Below are 22,888 nucleotides of genomic sequence, written 5' to 3'. Positions count from 1 at the left end.
GTCGTCAGACGCGTGCCGCGTCGTCGGCAACTTCAGCGCCTGCTTCGGCGGCCACTTCGCGCACGTTCAGCGCCTGCGGCGGCAGCGGGTCGTGCGGGCGCGTCTCCAGCCAGAATCGGAACATCAGGTTCTTCGCGGTATCGAGGCGATACGTGCTGGTTGCGCGCATGTCGGACAGCGGCTGGTAGTCGCGCTCGAGCGCCTGCATCGCGGCCTGCGCGGTGGCTTCGTGCCACTGCGCGCCGTCGAGCACGGCTTCCGTATGGGCCGCGCGCTTCGGCGTCGCGGCCATCCCGCCGAACGCGATGCGCGGCTCGCGGATCCTGTCGCCGTCCGCGATGAACGCGAACGCCGCGCACACGGCCGAGATGTCCGAATCGAACCGCTTCGACAGCTTGTACGTGCGGAACTGCAGCTTTGCACGGGCGCCGGTGCGGGTCGGCACCTTCACGCCGACGACGAATTCGTGCGGCGCCAGGTCCTTTTGTTGATAACCGGTGTACAGCGCCTCGAGCGGCAGCTCGCGCACCATGTCGCCGCCGCGCAGCACGACGCGTGCGCCGAGCGCGATCAGGCCCGGCATCGAATCGCCGATCGGCGAGCCGTTCGCGACGTTGCCGCCGAGCGTGCCCGCGTTGCGGATCGGCAGCGACGCGAAGCGCTTCCACATCTCGGTCAGTTCCGGATACGTGCCGGCCAGCGCCGCATAGGCCTTTTCGACCGTCACGCCCGCGCCGATCCCGATCCAGTCGTCGCCGTGCACGACCTGCTGCAGTTCGGCGATCTGGCCGACGTAGATCAGGTCGTCGAGGCGGCGCATCTGCTTGGTGACCCACAGGCCGATGTCGGTGCTGCCCGCGAGAATGCGCGCGTCGGGACGCTCGGCCTTCAGCGCGGCCAGCGCGTCGAGCGTGCGCGGCGCCGCGAAGCGCGCGCCGTTGACCGTCGCGTAGTCGAACGTGTCGTCGCGCTTGAGCGATGCGAGCGTGCGGGCGAGCGCGGCCGTGTCGACCGGCGCGGCCGGCTGCGGCGCGGCTTCGCCGGTCGCGCCTTCGCCGCTCGCATCGAACATCCGCACCGCCGCATCGACGATCGGGCGATAGCCGGTACAGCGGCACAGGTTGCCCGTCAGCGCATCGGCGATCTCGGTGCGCGTCGGCACGTCCTTCGCCTTCGCGCACGCGCTGCCGCAGCCTTCGTGGCCGTGCTTCTCGTACAGCGCCCACATCGACATCACGAAGCCGGGCGTGCAGAAGCCGCACTGCGACCCGTGGCAATCGACCATCGCCTGCTGCACCGGGTGCAGCGAACCGTCCGGCCGGCGCAGGTCCTCGACCGTGAGCAGCGCCTTGCCGTCGAGCGTCGGCAGGAACTGGATGCATGCGTTGACGGCCTTGAACTCGACCGCGCCGGCGTCGGTCAGCTCGCCGACGACGACCGTGCACGCGCCGCAGTCGCCTTCCGCGCAGCCTTCCTTGGTGCCGGTGCAATGCGCGTCCTCGCGCAGGTATTGCAGCACGGTGCGGGTCACGTCCGCGCCGCTGACTTCGCGGATCGCGTGACGATGGTAGAAGCGGATCGGCTCACTCATGTCTCGGTGTTTCTTCAAATGGGGGGCAAGGCGGCCTGCGCGGAGCGCTCGACCGACGTTTTTCCGACAGTTTGCACGCTATCACCGTCAAATTCCGCAACCCATAGCCCATCACGCATGCGGCTCATATAACTGCCGCGATATGCGCGCCCGGCCGGCTGACGCCCTTGCCGGACGGGGCGCTCCGTCCATCCCTGCCCCCGTGACCGGCGGTCCTCTCTACGAACGGGGCGCAGTTAACTAAGCGGTACCTGCGTGAAAACCGGTTCCATGGGAAAATCCCGATTCCCTTTTCCGCCGTTTTCCGTTGGCTCCGCCATTCGTTCCGACCCCATGTCATCCGATTCCGCCACACCGCCGCGCAGCGGGTTTGCGGTCACGCTGCAAATCGTGTCCGTCGTCTGCTTCACGTTCATCTGCTACCTGACCATCGGCCTGCCGCTCGCGGTGCTGCCCGGCTTCGTCCACGACGACCTCGGCTTTTCCGCGATCGTCGCGGGCGGGGCGATCAGCGTCCAGTATTTCGCGACGCTCGCGTCGCGGCCGCTCGCCGGGCGCCTCGCCGATACGCTCGGGCCGAAGCAGACGGTGCTGCGCGGGCTGGTCGGCTGCGGCGTGTCGGGCGTGCTGCTGCTGGTCGCGCTGCTGCTCGCGCACTGGCCGGTCGCGAGCCTCGTGCTGCTGGTCGCGAGCCGGCTCGTGCTCGGCGTCGGCGAAAGCCTGTGCGGCACCGGCGCGATCCTGTGGGGCATCGGCCGGGTCGGCGTCGCGCACAACGCGAAGGTGATCTCGTGGAACGGCATCGCGACCTACGGCGCGCTCGCGCTCGGCGCGCCGGTCGGCGTCGCGATCGCGCATACGCTGAATCCGGCGCTGATCGGCGTGATCGTGATCGCGCTCGCCGCGCTCGGCTTCACCCTCGCTCGCCCGATCGCGCCGGTGCCGCTCGTGCACGGCGAACGGATGTCGTATGCGAGCGTGTTCACGCGCGTGCTGCCGCACGGCCTCGGCCTCGCGCTCGGTTCGGCCGGCTTCGGCTCGATCGCGACGTTCGTCACGCTGTACTACGCGGCGCGCCACTGGCCGAACGCCGCGCTGTCGCTGACCGTGTTCGGCACGCTGTTCATCGGCGCGCGCCTGTTGTTCGCGAACACGATCAAGACCTACGGCGGCTTCCGCGTCGCGATCGTGTCGTTCGCGTTCGAATCCGCGGGCCTTTTGCTGCTGTGGCTCGCGCCGGTGCCGCACGTCGCGCTCGTCGGCGCGGCGCTGACGGGCTTCGGCTTCGCGCTGATCTTCCCGGCGCTCGGCGTCGAGGCCGTCGCGCTGGTGCCGCCCGCGAGCCGCGGCGCGGCGCTGTCCGCGTATTCGGTGTTCCTCGACCTGTCGCTCGGCATGACCGGCCCGCTCGCCGGCTATGTGGCCGGTGCGTTCGGCTATCCGCAGGTGTTCCTGTTCGCGGCGGTGGCCGCGGCCGCGGGCGTCGCGCTGTCGATGGTGCTGTACCAGCGGCAGGCGCGCGTGGCGGGGAGCGGCGCGGCGGCGTGAGAGGGATGCGCGCGTTGGCGCGTGGGTCACGCGCCACACGCGTCAACGCAGCAGTACGTTGAAGTCCCGCAATACGCGGGCCGCATCGGGATGACGCCTGAACGAAACGGCGCGACCGAGCGAGAGCTTCGGCTCCGCACGATCGAACAGCACGAGCGCTTCCGACGTGTTGAGATGGCGCGACATGTATAAAAACCCGTCGACGCGACGGGGATGCCGGTGGACGGCAAGCGACCACTGTTGCGGAACGTCGTACGGTGCGATGGTCGACAACGCGCCGTCACCCCCGAGATTCTTCAGTGGCAAGCCGTGCAGGACGGCGACGGTCAGCGGCGCGCCGCCAAACGAAAGGACGTAGCGATCGAGTTCGGTCGTCACGAGCGGGAAACCGCCCAGCGCCAGATCGGCGACTTCGTCGTGCAGCACCGTCTCGGCGAATGCGCAATGCAGATCGAAGCCGAAATAGCTGGTGCCGTACCGCCGTCGCTTGCGTGGATCGTCGAAGCGGTTGCCGCCCGACTTGCCGAAGTACGGCTCGCCCGTCGCGAATCGCGAGATGCGCAGCAGCGCCGTCGGCGCAACTTCGCGAGTCACCAGTGTCGCGCTCGCGAAATGTGCTCCTGGCGCCGTCAGCAAACGGGCCGCCTAGCGCTCGGCGAACGCCGTGGCGGCGCGCTCGACTTCACCCACCTTCCCGCGCGACAGCGCGACGAGCGGCGTGACGTTGCCCAGCGATGCCTTCGGCGTCGTGAAGAACTGCCATTTGCTCCATCCCGGCAAACCGCCCAGACATTGGGTCACCCGGCCCAACGTCTTCCGATCGATATCTCCCGCCAGGTAGAAGGCCGGGTAGTACTGTGCGGCGCCGACATCGACCGTGAAGATCCGGCCGGACGCCACGGCCTTGCTGAGCGCCTGCCGCGTCATGCCGAGGCCGGCCCATGTCTGCGCGGCGGGCAGCAGCTTGCCGTCGGCGACCAGCATGCGCCGTTCGGCCTGCACCTGCCGCTCCGGATCGGCGGCGGCGACTGCCGCCGCCCGCTTCTTCCCGCGGGCCGGCCTGTCGCGCGTCGCCGCAGCGGCGATGCCGAACGTGATCGTGCCGGCCAGATCGATGACCTGCGCGATGCCGACCTTGAACAGGTGCCCCAATTGCTCGTCGGACAGGCTGAGCAGCGCCCGCGCGCGATCGGGGCCGAGCATGGTCGCCGCGCCGACGGCGCTGCGCAGCGCTTCCTCCGTCTCGACATCAAGAACGACGGCCGTTCCTTCCAGCGTATGAGCCCGCGCAATCATCATCACCTCCCGTCACGACCGGAATGATCGAGCGTAGCCTTGAATCGAAACCAAGTCAACCGTGTCAACCAAATCAACCGTTCGCCGGTTTCCTCGATCGCGGGTTCGCGCAGCCGCGAACGCCGTCACGCCGTCCGCAGAAACAACCGCCGCGTGAGGTCGAACGCGACGAGATTGCCGGCCACCACGAGCAGCAGCCCGATCACCGCGAGGGGCGACCACTGGTAGCCCTCGAACACCGTCGACACGGCCAGCGCGACGATCGGGAACAGCACCGTGCAGTACGCGGCGCGCTCCGGCCCGATCCGGCCGACGAGCGTCAGGTACGCGGTGAAACCGATCACCGAGCCCGGCACGGCGAGGTACGCGAGCGCGCCGAGATAGCGCGGGCTCGTGTCGAGCGTGAACGGCATCCCGGCCACCGCGGCGCCGACGGTCAGGATCGCCGCGCCGATCAGCATCGCCCAGCCGTTGGTCGCGAGCGGGTGCAGCCCCATCGACTGCATCCGGCTCGACAGCAGGTTGCCTGCCGAGAAGCACATCGTGCCGGCGAACGCGATCGCGAGCCCCGTCCACGTCGCGTGGTCGTCGAGATGGCCAGCCATCTGCTGCCAGAACAGGCACGCGATGCCGGTCAGGCCGAGCAGCGCGCCGGCGATCGCCGACGGCCGCAGCGGGCGGCCCATGAACAGCCGGCCGTTGATCGAGTTCAGCAGCGGCGCGGTCGAGAAGATCACCGCGACGAGCCCGCTCGGCACGACCTGCTCCGCATAGTAGAAACACAGGAAATTCAGGCAGAACAGCGCGAAGCCCTGCGCGACGAGAAAGCGCCACGCTTCGCGCGGGGGGCGCACCGGGCGGCGCATCACGCGCAGCAGCGCGAACAGCACGGCGGCCGCGAGCCAGAAGCGCCACGCGATCGACACGGGCGGCGGCACCGAGCCGAGCTGCCACTTGATCGCGATCCAGGTGGTGCCCCAGATCAGCACGGTGACGAAATAAAGCGACAGGTTCATGGCGGCGTTCCTGACAATCGGGTGAATCGGGATCCCGACTATGCCGTCGCCCCGCGCGCGCCGATTGTCCGGAATTGCGGTCTTTTTCGGGACGCCGCACGCGGCGCCGCGCGCCCGCTTATACTCGGCCCATCATGAGTCTCTCCCTCTGCGCCCCGCCCGTCGACCGCACCACCGCCCTGGCTGGCGGCGATCTGCCGTTCGGCCTGCAGTCGGTGTGCCGCACGCTCGCCGACGCGAACGCGACGCTCGAGCGCTTCGCGTGGCTCGGCGACCACCTCGCGATCGCCGAATGGACGCGGATCACCGACGAAAGCGAGACGGTCTACGAGCAGCCCGGCCACCACACGCTGTCGTGCTACCTCGACGGCGGCTACCGGACCGAGCGCCAGCGCGTGCCGCGCTACGGCGCGCCGAGCCTGCTGTGCGCGTTGCCGGGTGACCACGAATCGCGCTGGTGGGTGCGCGGCGAAATGCATTTCATCCACCTGTATTTCCTGCCCGAGCACTTCACGCAGCGCGCGATCCGCGAGCTCGATCGCGAACCGCGCGAGCTGAAGCTCGCCGATCGCACCTATTTCGAGGATGCGCGCGTCGCGGCGCTGCTGCGCTCGCTCGCGCTCGACGGCTGGGACGATGCGGACGACCGGCTGCGCGTGAACGAGACCGCGCACGACGTGCTGAGCCTGCTGCTGCGCGGGCAGAGCACGACGCGCACCGACACGTCGTTCCGCGGCGGGCTCGCGCCGGCCGTGCGCCGCCGCGTGCGCGACTACATCGACACGTATCTCACGCAGCCGCTGACGCTCGGCGAACTCGCCGAGGTTGCCGCGCTGTCCGAATACCATTTCTCGCGGATGTTCCGGCTGTCGTTCGGCCGCGCGCCGCACGCATGGGTGGCCGAGCAACGGCTTGCCCGCGCCCGCGAGCTGCTGCGCACGACGGCGCTGCCGCTCGCGCAGATCGCGGCCGACTGCGGCTACGCGAACGCCGGCCACTTCAGCCATCGCTTTCGCGACGCGCACGGCACGACGCCGAATACGTACCGGCGCGCGATGCAGGGCCGCTGAGCGCGGCCCGCTTCCTCGTTTCCTCGCTGCTCCCGCTTACGCGCCGCGCCGCGACAGTTCCTGTTCGAGCGCCGCGACGCCGGCCGGCAGGTCGACCGGCACCTTCAGGTCGACCATCGTGCGGCCGAACGCATGCAGCGTGCGGAACAGGTTGTGTTCGCGGCACTGCTCGCCCATCTGCCCGATCCGCACGATCGGCAAGCCGAACGAGCCGGAGATCTCGACCTGGTACTGCTTCGAGATATGGCCGCAGACCATCCCGGGCGTGAGCCCCTCGGGCGTCTCGATCCCGACCACCGAATTGAGCCGGCAGTCCTTCGGCGCATAGAGCTTGAGCCCCATCGATTCGACGCCCGCCTGCAGCGCCAGCGAGCAGCGCAGGTGGCGCGCGAAGCGGCTTTCGAGCGTCTCCGCGCAGACGAGCCGCAGCGCCTCGTGCAGCGCGAGCACGCCCGACACGGGCGCCGTGTAGTGATAGCCGGCGTTGTGCCAGAAGTTCTCCGCGAGCGCCATGTCGAGGCACCAGTGCGCGTTCGGCTCGGGGCGATGCTTCATGCGGTCCCACGCGGCATCGGAGAACGCGATCAGCGACACGCCGGGGATCGACGACAGCCCCTTCTGGCCGCCGGTGATCACCGCGTCGATGCCCCACGCATCCATCTCGAGCGGCATCGTCGACAGCGTGCACACCGCGTCGACGACCACCAGCGCGCCGGCCGCCTTCGCGAGCGCGGCGATGTCGCGCAGGTCGCGGTTCCAGACGGTGTTCGACGTCTCGCCCTGCACGATCGTGACGATTTCGGGCTGCTCGCGGGCGATCGCGTCGGCGATCTCGTCGAGGCTCGCGACCGCGCGGTCGGCCACTTCGAGCGTCGCGACGTCGGCGCCGACGCGCGTGGCCATCTCGGCCATCCGCGCGCTGAAGAAGCCGTTGCGGATCGACAGCACGCGCGTGCCGCGCCAGGCGAGGTTCGAGATCGCCATTTCCATCGCGGCCGAGCCCGGGCCCGCGACGCCGAGCACCCACTTCGTGCGGGTCTGGAACACGTAGCGCGCCATCTCCTTCACCTGCTCGATGATCTTCGCCATCGTCGCGCCGAGGTGGTTGATCACGATCGTGTTCGCCTTGGCCACCGCGGCCGGGATCGGCACCGGGCCGGCTCCCATCATCAGCAGCGGTTCTTCGGGCAGGATCGCGTCGAGCGGCACGACGACGGGACAGGGAATCGGCGAATAATCGATGGACATGGCTGGAAAAGGATGAGGAAAGGAAGTGCCCGGACGCCCGTAGCACGGCGCGGCCAACTCATCGATCATTCCGTGTTCCGCCGCCTCGCGCAAGAGGCGCGCACGTCCGGACAGCGCGACGGTGGCCCGGTCGCCGGACCGGGCCAGCCGGCCGCACACCGCGCCCGCGATGGCTGGCCGGATTGAAAAGGGATTGCCTGCCGGCCGCGAAACGGTTCCACTCGGGGTTCCGAACGCACGATTTTCTCCGCCAATATCGAGATGATTCGTCGAAAACGGCAGTTCAGCCTCATTCGCGGATGGAACGAAATGTACCGACCACCTGATACAAATCGCGGAACGAATGCGATACACAAAATCCGAACGTGGAAAAAACATCCACTATTGCAGCATGTATTGGGGAACGACGCCGAAAGCGCTGCGCCACGGGCTGCCAAAATTTCTCCCAACATACTGATTAAAAAAGATATTTTTCAAGAAACCGCGCATACTCCAATACCATGCCGGTTTTGCCGCCCCGCGCTTGCTGCATTGCAGCGTTAAACGGGTACTCGCGATTTCGATTTTACGCAAGCCGCCCGTTTTCTCAGGTTGACGGATATCTGTTCTTTATTGAACAATCATCTGCGGAATCGAAAATTCTATTTTCGAGACGAGGGAGAGCTGGGGCCGCGCGATGCGCTTTCGACGTTGCGCGGCGATAAATCACAACCAAAATCAATCAACCGGGCCAGAAATACGCAAGCCATGAACCAGATTCAGACCATGCGTGTATTCGTCTGCGTCGCCGAGCAGCAAAGCTTCCGGCGCGCGGCGCACCATCTCGGCGTGTCCAATGCGCTCGTCACGCGTTCGATCGCGATGCTCGAGGGCCACCTGAACACACGGCTGATCCATCGCACCACGCGCAACCTGTCGCTTACCGAGGCCGGCGTACGCTACCTCGACGGTTGCCGTGCGTTGCTCGAGGAATTCGACCACCTCGAATCGTCCGTCGCGCATGCCGTGCGCGAACCGGCCGGCACGCTGCGCGTCGTCGCGTCGGGGCTGCTGTCGCCGCTCGCGCTGACGCCGCTCGTCAGCAGCTTCCGGCACCGCTACCCGGAGCTGCGCGTGCAGCTGACCGTCGCCGAAGGGCCGCTCGACGTGCTCGATTCGGGCTACGACGTCGGCATCGTCACGGGCACCCGGCTCGACGGCAACCCGTCGCTGATCGGCCATGCGCTCGCGCCGAACCCGTTCGTCGCGTGCGCGGCGCCCGCGTATCTCGACCGCCGCGGCGAGCCGCGCGTGCCCGACGACCTGCCGGGCCACGACTGGGTCACGCTCGCGGCGCACCAGCACGCGCCGACGTGGCAACTCGTCGGTCACGACGGCGTCGCCCATACGGTCACGGTGCGCCCGGCCTGCACGGTCAATCAGCTCGCGCTCGTGCAGGCGGCGGCCGTGGCCGGTGCCGGCATCGCGGTGCTGCCCGAGCCGTGCGTGGCCGACGCGCTCAACCACGGCACGCTCGTGCGGCTGATGGCCGGCTACCGGATCGACGATCCCGACGCGCAGTTGTCGCTCGTCTATCCGAACCGCCAGTACGTGCCGGCCCGGACGCGCAGCTTCGTCGAGCACGCGCTCGAGCACTTCGGCGCGCCGGCCGCCCGCGGGCAGACGGACTACGACTTCCTGCGGCCGGTGCGCGGCCCCGAACGCTCCGACATCGTCACGGGCCTGCAGTAAACTGCGCGCGTCAGCCATCGGAGGTGCAGCGTGCGCGTGATCCTGTTCAGCAGCCGGCAGTACGACGACGATTCGTTCACCGCCGCCAACCGGCAGTTCGGCTATCGGCTGCACTTCCAGCCGTCGCACCTCGACGCGGAAACGGCGATCCTCGCGCACGGCTATGACGTCGTCTGCCCGTTCGTCAACGACACCGTCGACGCGGCCGTGCTCGAACGGCTCGCCGACGGCGGCACGCGGCTGATCGCGCTGCGCTCGGCGGGCTTCAACCACGTCGACCTCGCCGCCGCCGAACGGCTCGGCATCACGGTCGTGCGCGTGCCCGCGTATTCGCCGCACGCGGTGGCCGAGCACGCGGTCGCGCTGATCCTCGCGCTCAACCGCCGCCTGCCGCGCGCGGTCGCGCGCACGCGCGAAGGCGATTTCTCGCTGAACGGCCTGCTCGGCTTCGACCTCCACGGCAAGACCGTCGGCGTGATCGGCACCGGCATCATCGGCAGCGTGTTCGCGAAGATCATGATGGGCTTCGGGATGCACGTGCTCGCGCACTCGGTGCCGCCGTACGACGACGAGCTGATCGCGTTCGGCGCGCGCTACGTCGAACTCGACGAGCTGCTGCATCACGCCGACATCGTCAGCCTGCATTGCCCGCTGCTGCCGTCGACGCACCACCTGATCAACGAACGCACGCTCGCGCGGATGAAGCACGGCGCGATGCTGATCAACACGGGGCGCGGCGGCCTCGTCGATGCGCAGGCGCTGATCGACGCGCTCAAGAGCGGCCAGCTCGGCCATCTCGGGCTGGACGTGTACGAGGAGGAAAGCGGGCTGTTCTTCGAGGATCACTCGGACCTGCCGCTGCAGGACGACGTGCTCGCGCGCCTGCTGACGTTCCCGAACGTGATCGTCACGTCGCACCAGGCGTTCTTCACGCGCGAGGCGCTGGCCGAGATCGCGCACACGACGCTGCTGAACATCGAGGCGTGGCATGCGCGGACGCCGCAGAACGTCGTAATTGCAAATCGCTGAAAAACCGCCCATTTGAGGGCTTGCGGCGCATTCGCAATCGTTTGCTTACGCCTCGCGCCGCGAAGCGCACTCACCTTCGTCCACAATTCAGCGCATTGTTTCGGTTGAAGTAACGTTTCGAGCGCGCGGTCTGCTATCGTTGCGCCGACGTCCTTCCCTGCCTTGTCCGCTCATGCGTTTCGACGACTCCGACCTCGCCGCTGTCTACCGCGCCATCTTCGAACGGCGCGACATGCGTCACTTCACGCCGGCGCCCGTCGATCCGGCCGTGCTCGCGCGGCTGCTGCGCGCGGCGCACCACGCGCCGAGCGTGGGCTTCATGCAGCCGTGGCGCTTCATCCGCATCACCGATCCCGCCTTGCGCACCGCCATTCATGCGCTGGTCGACGCCGAGCGCCGCGCGACCGCCGACGCACTCGGCGAGCGCCAGGACGAATTCATGCGGCTGAAGGTCGAAGGTGTGCGCGAATGCGGCGAGTTGCTGGTCGTCGCGCTCGCCGACGGCCGCGAACGCCACGTGTTCGGCCGCCGCACGCTGCCGGAGATGGATCTGGCCTCCGCCGCGTGCGCGATCCAGAACATGTGGCTCGCGGCGCGCGCCGAAGGGCTCGGGATGGGCTGGGTGTCGTTGTTCGACGTCGATGCGCTGCGCACGCTGCTGCGGATGCCCGACGGCGCGAAGCCGATCGCCGTGCTCTGCGTCGGGCACGTCGACGCGTTCTACGCGAAGCCGATGCTCGAAGAAGAACGCTGGGCCGCGCGGATGCCGATCGAAGCATGCCTGTTCGAGAACGGCTGGGACGAGCCGGCGGCGATCGACGGGGCCGGATCGGCGGCGGCGCCAGTCGAGACTGAAAAGAAAAAACCATCGGATGCGATGGCCGACGGGTCGCCCGAACGCATCGCCTGATCCACATTCGGCCGCAGCCGTCGCCTCGCTGCTGAATCGCCGTCGATCCCACACTGTGAGCACCCTGCGCGCCGCCCCGTCGCACGCCGGCAACACCCATTTTGGCCCCAAGCATCAGGGTTTTCACTGAAGTAGAATCGCGGCTGACTCTCGCCTCATCGACCGCCCGTCCCGCGCATCCCGCGCCCGGCTCGAGCGGCATCCTTTCCCGAGCCTACCGCGATGCCCCTGCCTCTTTTCGCCCTTGCCGTCGCCGCATTTGGAATCGGTACCACCGAATTCGTGATCATGGGGCTGCTGCCCAATGTCGCGCGCGACCTCGGCGTGTCGATCCCGGCCGCCGGGATGCTCGTGTCGGGCTACGCGCTCGGCGTGACGATCGGCGCGCCGATCCTCGCGATCGTCACCGCGAAGATGCCGCGCAAGCGTGCGCTGATGGGGCTGATCGGACTGTTCATCGCCGGCAACCTGTTCTGCGCGATCGCGCCCGGCTACGCGGTGCTGATGGCCGCGCGCGTCGTCACCGCGTTTTGCCACGGGGCGTTCTTCGGCATCGGTTCGGTGGTCGCGAGCAACCTCGTCGCGCCGAACCGCCGCGCGCAGGCGATCGCGCTGATGTTCACCGGCCTCACGCTCGCGAACGTGCTCGGCGTGCCGCTCGGCACCGCGCTCGGCCAGGCGTTCGGCTGGCGCGCGACGTTCTGGGCCGTCACCGGCATCGGCATCGCCGCGGCCGCCGTGCTCGCGGTGTGCCTGCCGAAAAACCTCGCGATGCCCGACACCAGCATCACGCGCGAATTCAGCGTGCTGAAGCACCCGCAGGTGCTGATGGTGCTCGGCATCAGCGTGCTCGCGTCCGCGAGCCTGTTCAGCGTGTTCACGTACATCGCGCCGATCCTCGAGGACGTGACCGGCTTCTCGCCGCATCAGGTCACCTACGTGCTGCTGCTGTTCGGACTCGGCCTGACGGTCGGCGGCACGCTCGGCGGCAAGCTCGCCGACTGGCGCCGGATGCCGTCGCTGATCGCGACGCTCGCGCTGATCGGCATCGTCCTCGCGCTGTTCGCCGGCACGATGCATCTGCCGTTCGCCGCGCTCGCGACGGTTTTCGTGTGGGGCATCCTCGCGTTCGCGATCGTGCCGCCGCTGCAGATCATGATCGTCGATCGCGCGAGCGACGCGCCGAACCTCGCGTCGACGCTGAACCAGGGCGCGTTCAACCTCGGCAACGCGACCGGCGCATGGCTCGGCGGGATGGCGATCGGCTCCGGCGTGTCGCTCGTGAGCCTGCCGTGGGTCGGCGTCGCGATGGCCGTCGCGGCGCTCGCGCTCACGCTGTGGTCGGCGTCGCTCGAACGCCGGCCGGTGGTCGTGCCGACCGAATACGTGTGACGCAACCCTGCTGAGATCGTTGCGGACACAACGCCATCCGAACCTGACGGCCTTCATGGACCTTTCACCGGTCGCGGTGTAGCATCGCGGCCGATGAAAGCCATTCTCAATCGCGATTTCCTCGCGCTGATCCTGAGCGTCGCGGTCGTCGGCCTCGGCACCGGCGCCACACTGCCGCTCACCGCACTTGCACTGACCGAAGCCGGGCACGGCACCCACGTCGTCGGCATGCTGACCGCCGCGCAGGCCCTCGGCGGCCTCGCGGTCGTCCCGTTCGTCACCGCGCTCGCGCGGCACATCGGTGCGCGCCGCGCGATCGTCGTGTCGGTCGTGCTGCTCGCGGCCGCCACCGCGCTGATGCAGTTCACGTCGAACCTGATCCTGTGGGGCGTGCTGCGCGTGCTGTGCGGCGCCGCGCTGATGCTGCTGTTCACGATCGGCGAAGCGTGGGTCAACCAGCTCGCCGAGGATTCGACGCGCGGCCGCGTGGTCGCGATCTACGCGACCAATTTCACGCTGTTCCAGATGGCCGGCCCCGTGCTCGTCAGCCAGATCGCCGGCGCGACGAGCCTCCGCTTCGCGCTGTGCGGCGCGCTGTTCCTGCTTGCGCTGCCGACGCTCGCGACGATCCGCCGTGCGCCGCTCGCCGGCGACGACGCGCATCACGAAGCGCACGGCCGCTGGCTCGACGTGCTGCCGCGCATGCCCGCGCTGATCATCGGCACCGGCTTCTTCGCGCTGTTCGACACGCTCGCGCTGTCGCTGCTGCCGCTCTATGCGATGGATCACGGCGTCGCGAGCGCGACCGCCGTGCTGCTCGCGTCGATCATGCTGTTCGGCGATACCGCGATGCAGTTCCCGATTGGCTGGCTCGCGGACAAGCTCGGCCGCGAACGCGTGCACCTCGGCGCGGGCTGGATCGTGCTGGCCGGCCTGCCGCTACTGCCGTTCGTGATCGCGAATCCGTGGCTGTGCTGGCCGCTGCTGTTCGTGCTCGGCGCGGCGGCCGGCAGCATCTACACGCTGTCGCTCGTCGCGTGCGGCGAGCGTTTCCGCGGGGCGGCGCTCGTCACCGCGAGCTCGCTCGTGTCGGCGTCGTGGAGCGCCGCGAGCTTCGGCGGCCCGCTGGTGGCCGGCGCGTTGATGGAGCAACTGGGCAGCAACGCGCTGGTCGGCGTGCTGGTCGCGTGCGTGGCCGCGTTCGTTGCGGCCGCGTTGTGGGAGGGACGCGCAGCGGTGCAGCGCGCGGTCTGATGCAAATTGGCGTTGGCGTTGGCGTTGGCGCGCAGCACCATGCACCGATACGCCTCGGCCCGCTCGTGCCCGTCCCGCGGTCAACGAAAAACGGCCCGCGCAACGCGGGCCGCCCTGTCCTTCCGGACGACGCGTAGCCTACACGTAACGTCCGGCGCTGCGATCCGTCACGCGCCGCGCGCCGGCAAAATCCTGCCTACACACGCGCCGAAGCCGACGCGATAGCCGTCGCCCTGGCACCAGCCGGCGAGCGTAAGCTCATCGCCGTCCTCGATGAACGTGCGGCTGCCGCCGCCGTTCAGCGCGACCGGCTCCTTGCCGTTCCACGTCAGTTCGAGCAGGCTGCCGAACGAATCCTTGGTCGGCCCGCTGATCGTGCCCGAACCCATCAGGTCACCCACGCGCGTGTTGCAGCCGGCGACCGTGTGATGCGCAAGCTGCTGCGCCATCGTCCAGTACATGTGCCTGAAGTTCGTGCGGCAGATCGACGTCGCGTCGGCCGCGCCCTCCGCCCGCAGCGTCACTTCCAGCGCGATATCGAACGCATGCTTGCCCGCATGCCGCAAATACGCGAGCGGCTGCGGCGACTGCTCCGGCTGCGCGACGCGGAACGGTTCGAGCGCGTCGAGCGTGACGATCCACGGCGAGATCGTCGTCGCGAACCCCTTCGAGTTGAACGGGCCGAGCGGCACGTATTCCCACTGCTGAATGTCGCGCGCGCTCCAGTCGTTCAGCAGCACCATCCCGAAGATATGCGCTTCCGCGTCCTCGCACGCGATCGGCTCGCCGAGCGCGTTGTTCTTGCCGACGATGAAGCCCGTTTCCAGTTCGATGTCGAGCTTGCGGCACGCGCCGAACACCGGACGCTCCTGGTCGGGCAGCTTCAGTTGCCCGTTCGGGCGCCGCACCGGCGTGCCGCTCACGACCACCGACGACGCGCGGCCGTTGTAGCCGATCGGCATCTCCGACCAGTTCGGCAGCAGCGCGTTCTTCGGATCGCGGAACATCGAGCCGACGTTGGTCGCATGCTCCTTCGACGAATAGAAATCGGTGTAGCCGGGGATGTCGACCGGCAGATGCAGCGTCGCGTCGCGCTGCGCGACGAGCACCTGCGCGCGCAGCGCCGCATCGTCACGCAGCGTCGCGTTGTCGCGCGAGAACAGCGCCGACAGCTGCACGCGCACGCTGCGCCACGCGTCGCGGCCGAGCGCGATGAACGCGTTGAGCGTCGGCGCGGCAAATACATCGGCGCCGGCCGGCAGCGTCACGAGGCCCGCACGCGCGAGCGCCGCGAGATCGACGATCTGGTCGCCGAGCGCGACGCCCGCACGGCGCGCGCCCTGCTTCGCATCGCTGAAGATCCCGAACGGCAGGTTCTGGATCGGGAAATCGCAGGCGGGATCGTTCGCGGTATCGATCCAGCTCTTGCGAGCCGGGTCGAGCGTCGCGCGCCAGTCTTGGGTATCGCTCACTTTTGCTCCGGATTGAAGTGTTTCTTGATGCCTTGCCAGCATTCGAAGTAGTCGGCCTGCAGCTGCGCGGTGTCGAGCGCGTAGCGCGTCGGCCGGATCAGCGTGCGGGTTTCGAACATGAACGCCATCGTCGCGTCGACCTTGTGCGGCTTCGTCGTGTCGCTCGCCGACGCCTTCTCGAACGTGTCCGCATCGGGCCCGTGGCCCGACATGCAGTTGTGCAGGCTCGCGCCGCCCGGCACGAAGCCCTCGGCCTTCGCGTCGTACGCGCCGTGCACGAGCCCCATGAACTCGCTCGCGACGTTGCGGTGGAACCAGGGCGGGCGGAACGTATCCTCGGCCGCGAGCCAGCGCGGCGGGAAGATCACGAAATCGATCGTGTCGACGCCCGGCGTGTCGCTCTGTGACTGCAGCACGAGGAAGATCGACGGATCGGGATGGTCGAAGCTGATCGAGCCGATCGTGTTGAACAGGCGCAGGTCGTATTTATACGGCGCGTAGTTGCCGTGCCACGCGACGACGTCGAGCGGCGAATGGCCGATGTCCGCGCGCCACAACCGGCCGTTCAGCTTCGCGATCAACTCGAACGCGCCTTCGCGATCCTCGTACGCGGCCTGCGGCGTCAGGAAGTCGCGCGGGTTCGCGAGCCCGTTCGAGCCGATCGGGCCGAGATCCGGGAGGCGCAGCAGCGCGCCGAAGTTTTCGCAGATGTAGCCGCGCGCGTCGCCATCCGGCAGCGCGACGGCAAAACGCACGCCGCGCGGAATCACCGCGATCTCGAACGGCTCGACGTCGAGCCGGCCGAACTCGGTCGCGATGAAGAGCCGCCCCTGCTGCGGCACGATCAGCAGCTCGCCGTCCGCGCTGTAGAAGAAGCGGTCCTGCATCGACCGGTTGGCCGCATACAGGTGGATCGCGCAGCCGTTCATCGCCGCGGCCGACCCGTTGCCGGCCATCGTCACGAGGCCATCGACGAAATCGGTCGGCTCGACCGGCATCGGCAGCGGATCCCAGCGCAGCTGGTTTGGCGGCGTCGGCGGCACGTCGGTCGAATCGCCGAATTCCGACACGAGCCGCTGCGTGCCCGCGTACGGCTCGAACGGTCGGTGCACGGCGGCCGGACGGACCCGGTACAGCCACGAACGGCGGTTGTGGCCGCGCGGCGCGGTGAACGCGGTGCCCGACAGTTGCTCCGCGTACAGCCCGTACGGCGCGCGCTGCGGCGAGTTGCGGCCGTGCGGCAGCGCGCCGGGCAGCGCCTCGGTCGCGAATTCGTTCGCGAAACCGCTCAGGTAGCCGGCGGTCGCCGGTTTCGACAGGTCAAGCGTCATCGTTTTCCTTTCTCCATCAATTCATCGCGGCGTTCGGCGCCAGCGCGCCGTTGCGCCGCGTCACACCGGCCAGGCCCAGCACGAACAGCGCCGAGCACAGCACCGGCACCGCGGCCGCGTGGAACAGCGCGCCGTTGGACCAGTTGAGCGCAATCAGTTGTCCGCCGACGAGCGGCCCGAGCACCGAGCCGATCCGGCCGATGCCGAGGCTCCAGCCGATGCCCGTCGAGCGCAGCGACGTCGGGTAATACTGGCCCGCGAGCGCGTTCACGGCCGGCTGTCCGCCGACCACGCAGAAGCCGCCCGCGAACACGACCACCAGCAGCCACGGCAACGCATGCGCGACCGAGCCGATCAGTCCCACCGACACGGCCGCGCACGCGAAGCAGGCGAACAGCACGCGCACGAAGCCGTAACGTTCGATGAACCAGCCGAGCGACAGCGTGCCGATCACGCCGCCCGTCTGCAGCACCGTGCCGACGATCACCGCCGTGCCCGGCGAATAGCCGGCTTCGCGCATCACGGTCGGCAGCCAGTTCGACAGGAAGTACAGGTCGATCAGGTTCATGAAGCTGATCGACCACAGCAGCAGCGTGACCGGCAGGCGGCCATGGCGGAACAGCTCGGCCACCGGCGCACCGCTCGCTGCACGTTCACGCACGACGAGCCGCGTATTCGCATCGATGCCGGCTTGCGGCGCGAACCGTGCGAGCCAGTCGCGCGCCTGCGCGACGCGCCCTTTCAGCACCAGGAACTGCAGCGATTCGGGCAGCCGCGCGACCATCGCGATCGTCAGCACGAGCGGCACCGCGCCGCCGACGAAAAACACCGAACGCCAGCCGAGCGCCGGAATCAGCGCCGCGCTGATGAAGCCGCCGATCGCCGCGCCGAGCGTGAAGCCGCACGACACGATCATCATCCGCTTCACGCGATGCGTGGCGGGGCTGAACTCGCCGACCAGCGCCATCGCGTTCGGCATGATGCAGCCGAGGCCGAGGCCCGTGACGAAGCGCAGCGCCATCAGCACGGGGATCGAGCTCGCGAACGGCGTCGCGAGCATCGTCACCGCGAAGAACAGCGTCGAGCCGATCAGCACCGGGCGCCGCCCGATCCGGTCGGCCAGCACCGACAGCCCGAGCGCGCCGAGCAGCATCCCGAACAGGCTCGCGCTGAACACGGGGCCGAGCGCCTGCTTCGGCACGCCCCATTCGGCGATCACGCTCGGCGCGACGTAGCCCATCGCCTGCGCATCGAAACCGTCGATCACGAGGCACAGCCCGCACAGCGCGAGCAGCATCGCGTGAAAGCCCGGGCGATGGGTCTCGTCGATCACGCGCTCGACTTCGAGCACGCGCGTATCGGCCGCCGCGCTCATTGCTCGACCTCGGCGGCCGGATGCACGGGCGGCGTCACGCCCTGGCGCGCGAGCGCCATCGCTTCGCGCAGCACGTCGGCGTCGCCGACCTGGTTCGCGAGCAGCAGGATCAGCTTCGCGTTGACGAGCTGGCTGTCGGCATCCGACAGGTCGCGATGCATGTCGATCAGCGCTTCGTAGAACGCGTCGGGGTCGGCCAGGCGCGGGCGGGTGTCGAGTGGGGGCATGACGGTGTCTCCGGTGTCTTTATCGTATTCAGCATGCGCAGGTCGCGCGCGCCAGTGCGTCGGCGATCGCCTGACGGTCGAGCGTGCGCGTGCGTGCGCACACGTGCTGGTCGGGACGCAGCAGGTAGAACGTGCCGGGCTGCGCGTCGTAGCGCCGCGCGGCGAGGCCGTCGACGTCCTCCACGACGTCGATGCCGGCCACCGGCTGCGCGTGCCCGGCCGGCACGACGAGGACCGGCCGCACCGGCAGCGCGAGGCCGTCGACGGCCTGCGCGAGCGCGGCCGCGTCGCCCGGCAAGCCGAACAGCACGCCGGTAAAGCCACCGCACAGATGCTGCAGCAGCCAGCCCGGCGCACCCTGCACGCGCACCGGCGCATCGGCCGCCGCCGCGCCCGGCCGCATCGCGCCTGCAAACGTGTCGCCGTTGCGGTCCGGCGTGTTGAGCGGCGAATCGGCCAGCACGGCCGGCACCGACAGGCGCCCGCTGTTCACCAGCTTGCGCGCGAACTCGCAGTCGCGCGCAAGCTTCAGCGTCGCATCGCGGAACACGCGCGACACCGTGCTCTTCGGCGTGATGAAGTCGGTCGAGCGCGTCGAGTTGCGGATGTTCTCGTCGGCCGCGAACTCGCGCTCGCTTGCATAGGTGTCGAGCAGGCGATCGTGTGCACGGCCGTCGAGCACCAGCTTCAGCTTCCACGCGAGGTTGTCCGCATCCTGCACGCCGCTGTTCGCGCCGCGCGCGCCGAACGGCGACACGCCGTGCGCGGAATCGCCCGCGAACAGCACGCGGCCGTGGCGGAACGTGTCCATCCGCTGGCAGCGGAACGTGTAGACGCTCACCCACTCGAGCTCGAACTCGACATCCGGGCCGAGCAGCGCCCGCACGCGCGGAATCACGCGCTCCGGCTGCTTCTCGGCGACCGGATCGGCATCCCAGCCGAGCTGGAAGTCGATGCGCCACACGTTGTCCGGCTGGCGATGCAGCAGCACCGACTGGTTGCGGTGAAACGGCGGATCGAACCAGAACCATCGCTCGGTCGGAAACTCCGCCTTCATCTTCACGTCGGCGATCAGGAAGCGGTCCTTGAACGTGCGGCCGCGGCTTTCCAGGCCCATCATCGTGCGCATCGGGCTGCGCGAGCCGTCGGCCGCGATCACGTACTGCGCGCGCAGCGTCGCGACGCCGTCCGGCGTCTCGATCGTCAGCACCGCGTGTTCGGCCGACTGGTCGACGCCCGTCACCTTGTGCTTCCAGCGGATGTCGATGTTCGGCAGTTCGAACGCGCGATCGGCCAGATAGCCTTCGACGTAGTACTGCTGCAGGTTGATGAACGCCGGGCGCGCATGCCCTTCCTCGGGCAGCAGGTCGAACGCGTAAAGCTGCTCGTCCTGCAGGAACACCTTGCCGACGTGCCAGCTCACGCCCTTGTCGACGAAGCGCTCGCCGCAGCCGAGCCGGTCGAAGATCTCGAGCGTGCGCTTCGCGAAGCAAATCGCGCGCGAGCCGGTCGACAGCGTGTCGTCGTCGTCGAGCAGCACGACCGGCACGCCGTGCTGAGCGAGATCGATCGCGGCCGCGAGGCCCACCGGGCCCGCGCCGACGACGATCACCGGGTGGACGGCCGCGTCGTGCACGCGGGCGCGGTACTCGAATTTCAGCGTCTGGTAATCGATGCTCATGGTCGCCATCCGCGCGTCAACCGCGCCGTGCGCGCACCGCCGCGCCCGTCGTCCCGTCCGTCTGCCGCCGGCGCGTGCGCCCGCCTGTCCTGTCAACCGCCACGTCTCGCTCCTTGCTCCTGTTGATTCTTGAACGGCGCCGTTTCTCGGCGCCTGCCTGCCGCGTTTCTTGATCGGCGACAAATCCTGGATTTACGAATAGTAAAACCAATTACGAATAGTGAAATCAACGTAAACCCTGATCGCGCGCTCGGGAACGGGATAACCATATGAGTGAAACGGCAAGCCGAGCGCGGCGCGCACTGCTAATATCAAGTCAACGAGGCGGCCCTTTCGGCCGCCATTTTTCCTTTTCACGCCGATGATTCCGCCTACCATCCCCGAGCTGGTCACCCGTGCCGGGCAACTGCCGTATCTGCGGGAGCACCTCGCGCTTGCAGAAGGCGGGACCGCGTGCGCGAACCTGCCCGAGCGCACGCTCGCCAGCGCGTACGAGCCGATCTACGACGTGACGATGCCCGGCTCGCCGCAATCGACGTCGTTCGCCGACGCGATCGAGCGCTACGGCGACGAGCTCGGCTTTCAGGCCGTCACGCTCGTCACCGGCGCGCAGCACGATCCGGTCGACGCGGCCGTCGACGACCAGACGCTGGTCGCGATCGACCGCCTGTCGCGCGCGCTGCACGCGATCAATTTCTTCGGCGCGCAGCGCCACGGGCTGCTGTTCCTGCGCGTGCACGAGCGGCTGCTCAAGAGCGTGAAGTACGACCACGGCAAGCATTTCTCGTCGGTGCTGCAGCGCTTCGGGCTGCCGACCGAGCGGATCGTGATCGAGCTGCCGGCGGTCGCGGTCGCCCACAAGACGTTCCTCGGCTACCTGACGCGCAGCTACCAGCATCACGGTTTCAAGGTCGCGGACAAGCTGCCCGACCCCGGCCGCATCCTCGCGGTCGAATCGGATATGGCGCGCCCCGACTACATCAAGATGGATGCGGGAATCGCATTGCGCGACGGGATGGTCAAGGCGCTCGTCGCCTATGCGCAGCGCGTGCGGATTCCGCTGATCTTCGACGGCGTCATCGACGAGACGCAGTGCGAGCTGCTGCGCCAGCACGACGTGCGGTTCATGCAGGGGCCGGTGTTCGCGAAGGTCGTGACGGTCTGAGGGATCGGCGGGGAAGGCGCCCGGGAGCGGCACGCCGGATGGCGGACTCCGGTGTCGTGTTGCTCAGGGAACCGGGTTTCAGCACGTAACGTGGCGCGGCGGCCAGTTCCTTGTTCGTTCGTTCACGCAGAAAGGTCGAAGGCGCTTGTGCGCGCGCTCGACACCGATGTGCGGCCTATTCTCTACCACCGTCGTCGTACTTCGGTAGATCGTCGTCGATCCCGATGCCCGGGAAACGGTCGCCGTACCAGACGTGCCACGCCGGACGCAGCCGCGACGGCTCGTCGAGCGTCGCGTAATTGATCTCGACCGTCCGCGGCGCGTCGGCGCGCCGGTATTCGAGCTGCGCGCCGCAACGGCCGCAGAAGCGCCGCTCGCCCCATGCGCTCGACGCGTAGACGGCCGGTTCGCCCTGCAGGTATTCGAATGCGTCGATCGGCACCGATGCCGATGCGACGACCGCCGCGCCGGTCGTGCGCTGGCAGAGCCGGCAGTGGCAAAAGCCGGCATCGGTCGGAACGTCGGCGATACGGTAGCGGATCGCGCCGCACGCGCATCCGCCTTCCATCGGTTCGGGGTGCGCCATGGCAGGCCTCGTCGTCGGGAAGCAGGCGAACGATGATGAGCGCGGTTCGCCCGTCACGCAATACGCGACGGCAACGCGTCCGCTCCCCGCACTCGCCGCGAACAAACCGGTTGGCGCGCGACGGCAACACCCGCGCGATGGTTGCTCAGACCGTCTGCCCGAGCCGCTGCGCGAGCGCCTTCAGTCGCGGCCCGACCTGCATGCGAAACACGTCCTCGTCCATCGACGATGCGGGGCCGCTGCAGCTCAGGATCAGCCAGCGCCCCTCGCGCGGCTCGCGAAATGGGACGGCCGCCGCGTTCACGTCCGTATGCCACGCGCGGAACGAATAGCAGCATCCGCCTTCGGAGAACTCGGCCACCGCGTGCTGCGCGGCCACGACGAGTGCATCGGCGTCGGCCGCGCCGCCGGCCGCGCGATGCAGTTCGGCATAGAGCGCGCGGCGCACGTCCTCCGGCTGCACGGCCAGGTATGCGCGCCCCATCGAGCTCGTCAGCATCGACAGCCGCGAGCCGGGCGCGAGCCCGAGCGTCAGCGCGGTCTCGCTGCGGATCGTCTCCAGATAGATCATGTCGAGCCCGTCGCGGCAGCCGAGCGACACGGCCGCGCCGATTTCGCGCGCGAGCGCCTGCATGTGCGGCCGCGCGAGATCGATCGTCCCCGAGCCCGACAGCAGCGCGTAGCCGAGCGACAACACGCCGGCGTCCAGCGCATACTTTCCGAGCGTCTCGTCGTAGCGCAGATAGCCGAGCACGGTCAGCGTATAGGCGAGCCGGTTCACCGTCGCCTTCGGCAGGCCCGTGCGTTCCGCGAAATCGCGGTTGCCCAGCATCGTCTCGCCGGGCCGGAAGGCGCGCAGCAGGTCGAGCCCGCGCGCGAGCGCGACGACGAACTTGCGCTCGTCGATGGGGGTGTCGTCGATGGTTGAAAGTGTCATCCGGTGCTACACTGAGGTCGATTTGCAAA

At 68.6% G+C, this 22,888-nt stretch carries 20 protein-coding genes; 8 read left to right on the top strand and 12 right to left on the bottom strand.

The features are described from left to right. Nucleotides 1-4: 4 nt before the first annotated feature. Nucleotides 5-1,591 (bottom strand): xanthine dehydrogenase small subunit, encoded by a 1,587-nt coding sequence (xdhA, locus tag KR541_RS03775; RefSeq protein WP_216089356.1) that lies wholly within the window; start codon nt 1,589-1,591, stop codon nt 5-7. Between the two features lie 333 nt (nt 1,592-1,924). Between xdhA and KR541_RS03770 the strand changes: the two genes are divergently transcribed. Continuing rightward, entirely contained in the window at nt 1,925-3,139 is a 1,215-nt protein-coding gene (locus KR541_RS03770; RefSeq protein ID WP_216089355.1) for an MFS transporter, read from the top strand. Nucleotides 3,140-3,181: 42 nt separating this feature from the next. On the opposite strand, the gene KR541_RS03765 is transcribed toward KR541_RS03770, so the two are convergent. From KR541_RS03765 to KR541_RS03755, 3 genes are all read right to left on the bottom strand, one after another. Continuing rightward, a complete protein-coding gene (locus KR541_RS03765) occupies nt 3,182-3,733 on the bottom strand; it encodes an RES family NAD+ phosphorylase (protein WP_252996644.1) in 552 nt (183 codons plus the stop codon). 51 nt (nt 3,734-3,784) lie between these two features. Continuing rightward, nucleotides 3,785-4,438, bottom strand: a complete 654-nt coding sequence (locus tag KR541_RS03760) for a hypothetical protein (protein ID WP_235356148.1) — start codon at nt 4,436-4,438, stop codon at nt 3,785-3,787. A gap of 122 nt (nt 4,439-4,560) precedes the next feature. Then, on the bottom strand, nt 4,561-5,451 hold the full coding sequence (locus KR541_RS03755; protein WP_050011715.1) for a DMT family transporter: 891 nt from the start codon (nt 5,449-5,451) through the stop codon (nt 4,561-4,563). Between the two features lie 134 nt (nt 5,452-5,585). Here KR541_RS03755 and KR541_RS03750 point away from each other — a divergent pair, with 134 nt between their 5' ends. Further along, nucleotides 5,586-6,521, top strand: a complete 936-nt coding sequence (locus KR541_RS03750) for a helix-turn-helix domain-containing protein (protein ID WP_050011716.1) — start codon at nt 5,586-5,588, stop codon at nt 6,519-6,521. Between the two features lie 36 nt (nt 6,522-6,557). Here the strand turns inward: KR541_RS03750 and KR541_RS03745 are convergent, their stop codons facing one another. After that, the gene (locus KR541_RS03745; protein ID WP_050011717.1) at nt 6,558-7,769 is read right to left on the bottom strand and encodes a pyridoxal-phosphate-dependent aminotransferase family protein; all 1,212 of its coding nucleotides are present in this window, start codon (nt 7,767-7,769) and stop codon (nt 6,558-6,560) included. Nucleotides 7,770-8,516: 747 nt separating this feature from the next. Here KR541_RS03745 and KR541_RS03740 point away from each other — a divergent pair. The 5 genes from KR541_RS03740 to KR541_RS03720 all read left to right on the top strand — a co-directional run bounded on the left by KR541_RS03740 (nt 8,517) and on the right by KR541_RS03720 (nt 14,085). Continuing rightward, nucleotides 8,517-9,500: a LysR family transcriptional regulator gene (locus tag KR541_RS03740; protein WP_050011718.1), complete on the top strand. Its 984-nt coding sequence runs from the start codon at nt 8,517-8,519 to the stop codon at nt 9,498-9,500. A gap of 30 nt (nt 9,501-9,530) precedes the next feature. Continuing rightward, entirely contained in the window at nt 9,531-10,529 is a 999-nt protein-coding gene (locus KR541_RS03735; protein ID WP_050011719.1) for a 2-hydroxyacid dehydrogenase, read from the top strand. 172 nt (nt 10,530-10,701) lie between these two features. Then, nucleotides 10,702-11,439, top strand: coding sequence for a 5,6-dimethylbenzimidazole synthase (gene bluB, locus KR541_RS03730; protein ID WP_124555684.1), 738 nt, complete (start codon nt 10,702-10,704; stop codon nt 11,437-11,439). Nucleotides 11,440-11,661: 222 nt separating this feature from the next. Next, nucleotides 11,662-12,831 carry an MFS transporter gene (locus KR541_RS03725; protein ID WP_050011721.1) on the top strand — a complete coding sequence of 390 codons (1,170 nt, stop codon included), beginning with the start codon at nt 11,662-11,664 and terminating at the stop codon, nt 12,829-12,831. Nucleotides 12,832-12,924: 93 nt separating this feature from the next. Beyond that, the gene (locus KR541_RS03720; RefSeq protein ID WP_050011722.1) at nt 12,925-14,085 is read left to right on the top strand and encodes an MFS transporter; all 1,161 of its coding nucleotides are present in this window, start codon (nt 12,925-12,927) and stop codon (nt 14,083-14,085) included. A 167-nt stretch (nt 14,086-14,252) separates the two neighbouring features. Here the strand turns inward: KR541_RS03720 and fahA are convergent, their stop codons facing one another. From fahA to KR541_RS03695, 5 genes are read right to left on the bottom strand one after another with little or no spacing between them, the layout of a single operon-like run. After that, nucleotides 14,253-15,557 carry a fumarylacetoacetase gene (fahA, locus tag KR541_RS03715; RefSeq protein WP_050011723.1) on the bottom strand — a complete coding sequence of 435 codons (1,305 nt, stop codon included), beginning with the start codon at nt 15,555-15,557 and terminating at the stop codon, nt 14,253-14,255. Then, nucleotides 15,554-16,888 (bottom strand): homogentisate 1,2-dioxygenase, encoded by a 1,335-nt coding sequence (gene hmgA, locus KR541_RS03710; RefSeq protein WP_050011724.1) that lies wholly within the window; start codon nt 16,886-16,888, stop codon nt 15,554-15,556. Before hmgA ends, fahA begins: the two co-directional genes overlap by 4 nt. A gap of 16 nt (nt 16,889-16,904) precedes the next feature. After that, nucleotides 16,905-18,263, bottom strand: coding sequence for an MFS transporter (locus KR541_RS03705; protein ID WP_050011725.1), 1,359 nt, complete (start codon nt 18,261-18,263; stop codon nt 16,905-16,907). Further along, on the bottom strand, nt 18,260-18,490 hold the full coding sequence (locus tag KR541_RS03700) for a DUF2783 domain-containing protein (RefSeq protein ID WP_050011726.1): 231 nt from the start codon (nt 18,488-18,490) through the stop codon (nt 18,260-18,262). The genes KR541_RS03705 and KR541_RS03700 overlap by 4 nt, the downstream gene beginning before the upstream one ends. A 28-nt stretch (nt 18,491-18,518) precedes the next feature. Continuing rightward, the gene (locus tag KR541_RS03695) at nt 18,519-20,180 is read right to left on the bottom strand and encodes an FAD-dependent oxidoreductase (protein ID WP_050011727.1); all 1,662 of its coding nucleotides are present in this window, start codon (nt 20,178-20,180) and stop codon (nt 18,519-18,521) included. Nucleotides 20,181-20,532: 352 nt separating this feature from the next. Here KR541_RS03695 and KR541_RS03690 point away from each other — a divergent pair, with 352 nt between their 5' ends. Beyond that, a complete protein-coding gene (locus KR541_RS03690) occupies nt 20,533-21,336 on the top strand; it encodes an EAL domain-containing protein (protein WP_050011728.1) in 804 nt (267 codons plus the stop codon). 175 nt (nt 21,337-21,511) lie between these two features. Here KR541_RS03690 and KR541_RS03685 read toward each other — a convergent pair whose 3' ends face one another. Together KR541_RS03685 and KR541_RS03680 are read right to left on the bottom strand one after the other, a co-directional pair. Beyond that, on the bottom strand, nt 21,512-21,922 hold the full coding sequence (locus KR541_RS03685) for a GFA family protein (RefSeq protein ID WP_050011729.1): 411 nt from the start codon (nt 21,920-21,922) through the stop codon (nt 21,512-21,514). 145 nt (nt 21,923-22,067) lie between these two features. Next, nucleotides 22,068-22,859, bottom strand: coding sequence for an IclR family transcriptional regulator (locus tag KR541_RS03680; protein ID WP_050011730.1), 792 nt, complete (start codon nt 22,857-22,859; stop codon nt 22,068-22,070). Between the last annotated feature and the right edge of the window lie 29 nt (nt 22,860-22,888).

Source organism: Burkholderia sola (genome assembly GCF_905400185.1).
Taxonomy (GTDB): Bacteria; Pseudomonadota; Gammaproteobacteria; order Burkholderiales; family Burkholderiaceae; genus Burkholderia; species Burkholderia sola.
Note: the sequence above shows the minus strand (reverse complement) of the source record. Positions and strands in the feature narration are given on the sequence as shown.

Coding starts and splice junctions, on each gene's coding strand:
- xdhA (WP_216089356.1), bottom strand. CDS start 1,591: ATGAGTGAGCCGATCCGCTTCTACCATCGTCACGCGATCCGCGAAGTC.
- KR541_RS03770 (WP_216089355.1), top strand. CDS start 1,925: ATGTCATCCGATTCCGCCACACCGCCGCGCAGCGGGTTTGCGGTCACG.
- KR541_RS03760 (WP_235356148.1), bottom strand. CDS start 4,438: ATGATGATTGCGCGGGCTCATACGCTGGAAGGAACGGCCGTCGTTCTT.
- KR541_RS03755 (WP_050011715.1), bottom strand. CDS start 5,451: ATGAACCTGTCGCTTTATTTCGTCACCGTGCTGATCTGGGGCACCACC.
- KR541_RS03750 (WP_050011716.1), top strand. CDS start 5,586: ATGAGTCTCTCCCTCTGCGCCCCGCCCGTCGACCGCACCACCGCCCTG.
- KR541_RS03745 (WP_050011717.1), bottom strand. CDS start 7,769: ATGTCCATCGATTATTCGCCGATTCCCTGTCCCGTCGTCGTGCCGCTC.
- KR541_RS03740 (WP_050011718.1), top strand. CDS start 8,517: ATGAACCAGATTCAGACCATGCGTGTATTCGTCTGCGTCGCCGAGCAG.
- bluB (WP_124555684.1), top strand. CDS start 10,702: ATGCGTTTCGACGACTCCGACCTCGCCGCTGTCTACCGCGCCATCTTC.
- KR541_RS03725 (WP_050011721.1), top strand. CDS start 11,662: ATGCCCCTGCCTCTTTTCGCCCTTGCCGTCGCCGCATTTGGAATCGGT.
- KR541_RS03720 (WP_050011722.1), top strand. CDS start 12,925: ATGAAAGCCATTCTCAATCGCGATTTCCTCGCGCTGATCCTGAGCGTC.
- hmgA (WP_050011724.1), bottom strand. CDS start 16,888: ATGACGCTTGACCTGTCGAAACCGGCGACCGCCGGCTACCTGAGCGGT.
- KR541_RS03705 (WP_050011725.1), bottom strand. CDS start 18,263: ATGAGCGCGGCGGCCGATACGCGCGTGCTCGAAGTCGAGCGCGTGATC.
- KR541_RS03700 (WP_050011726.1), bottom strand. CDS start 18,490: ATGCCCCCACTCGACACCCGCCCGCGCCTGGCCGACCCCGACGCGTTC.
- KR541_RS03695 (WP_050011727.1), bottom strand. CDS start 20,180: ATGGCGACCATGAGCATCGATTACCAGACGCTGAAATTCGAGTACCGC.
- KR541_RS03690 (WP_050011728.1), top strand. CDS start 20,533: ATGATTCCGCCTACCATCCCCGAGCTGGTCACCCGTGCCGGGCAACTG.
- KR541_RS03685 (WP_050011729.1), bottom strand. CDS start 21,922: ATGGCGCACCCCGAACCGATGGAAGGCGGATGCGCGTGCGGCGCGATC.
- KR541_RS03680 (WP_050011730.1), bottom strand. CDS start 22,859: ATGACACTTTCAACCATCGACGACACCCCCATCGACGAGCGCAAGTTC.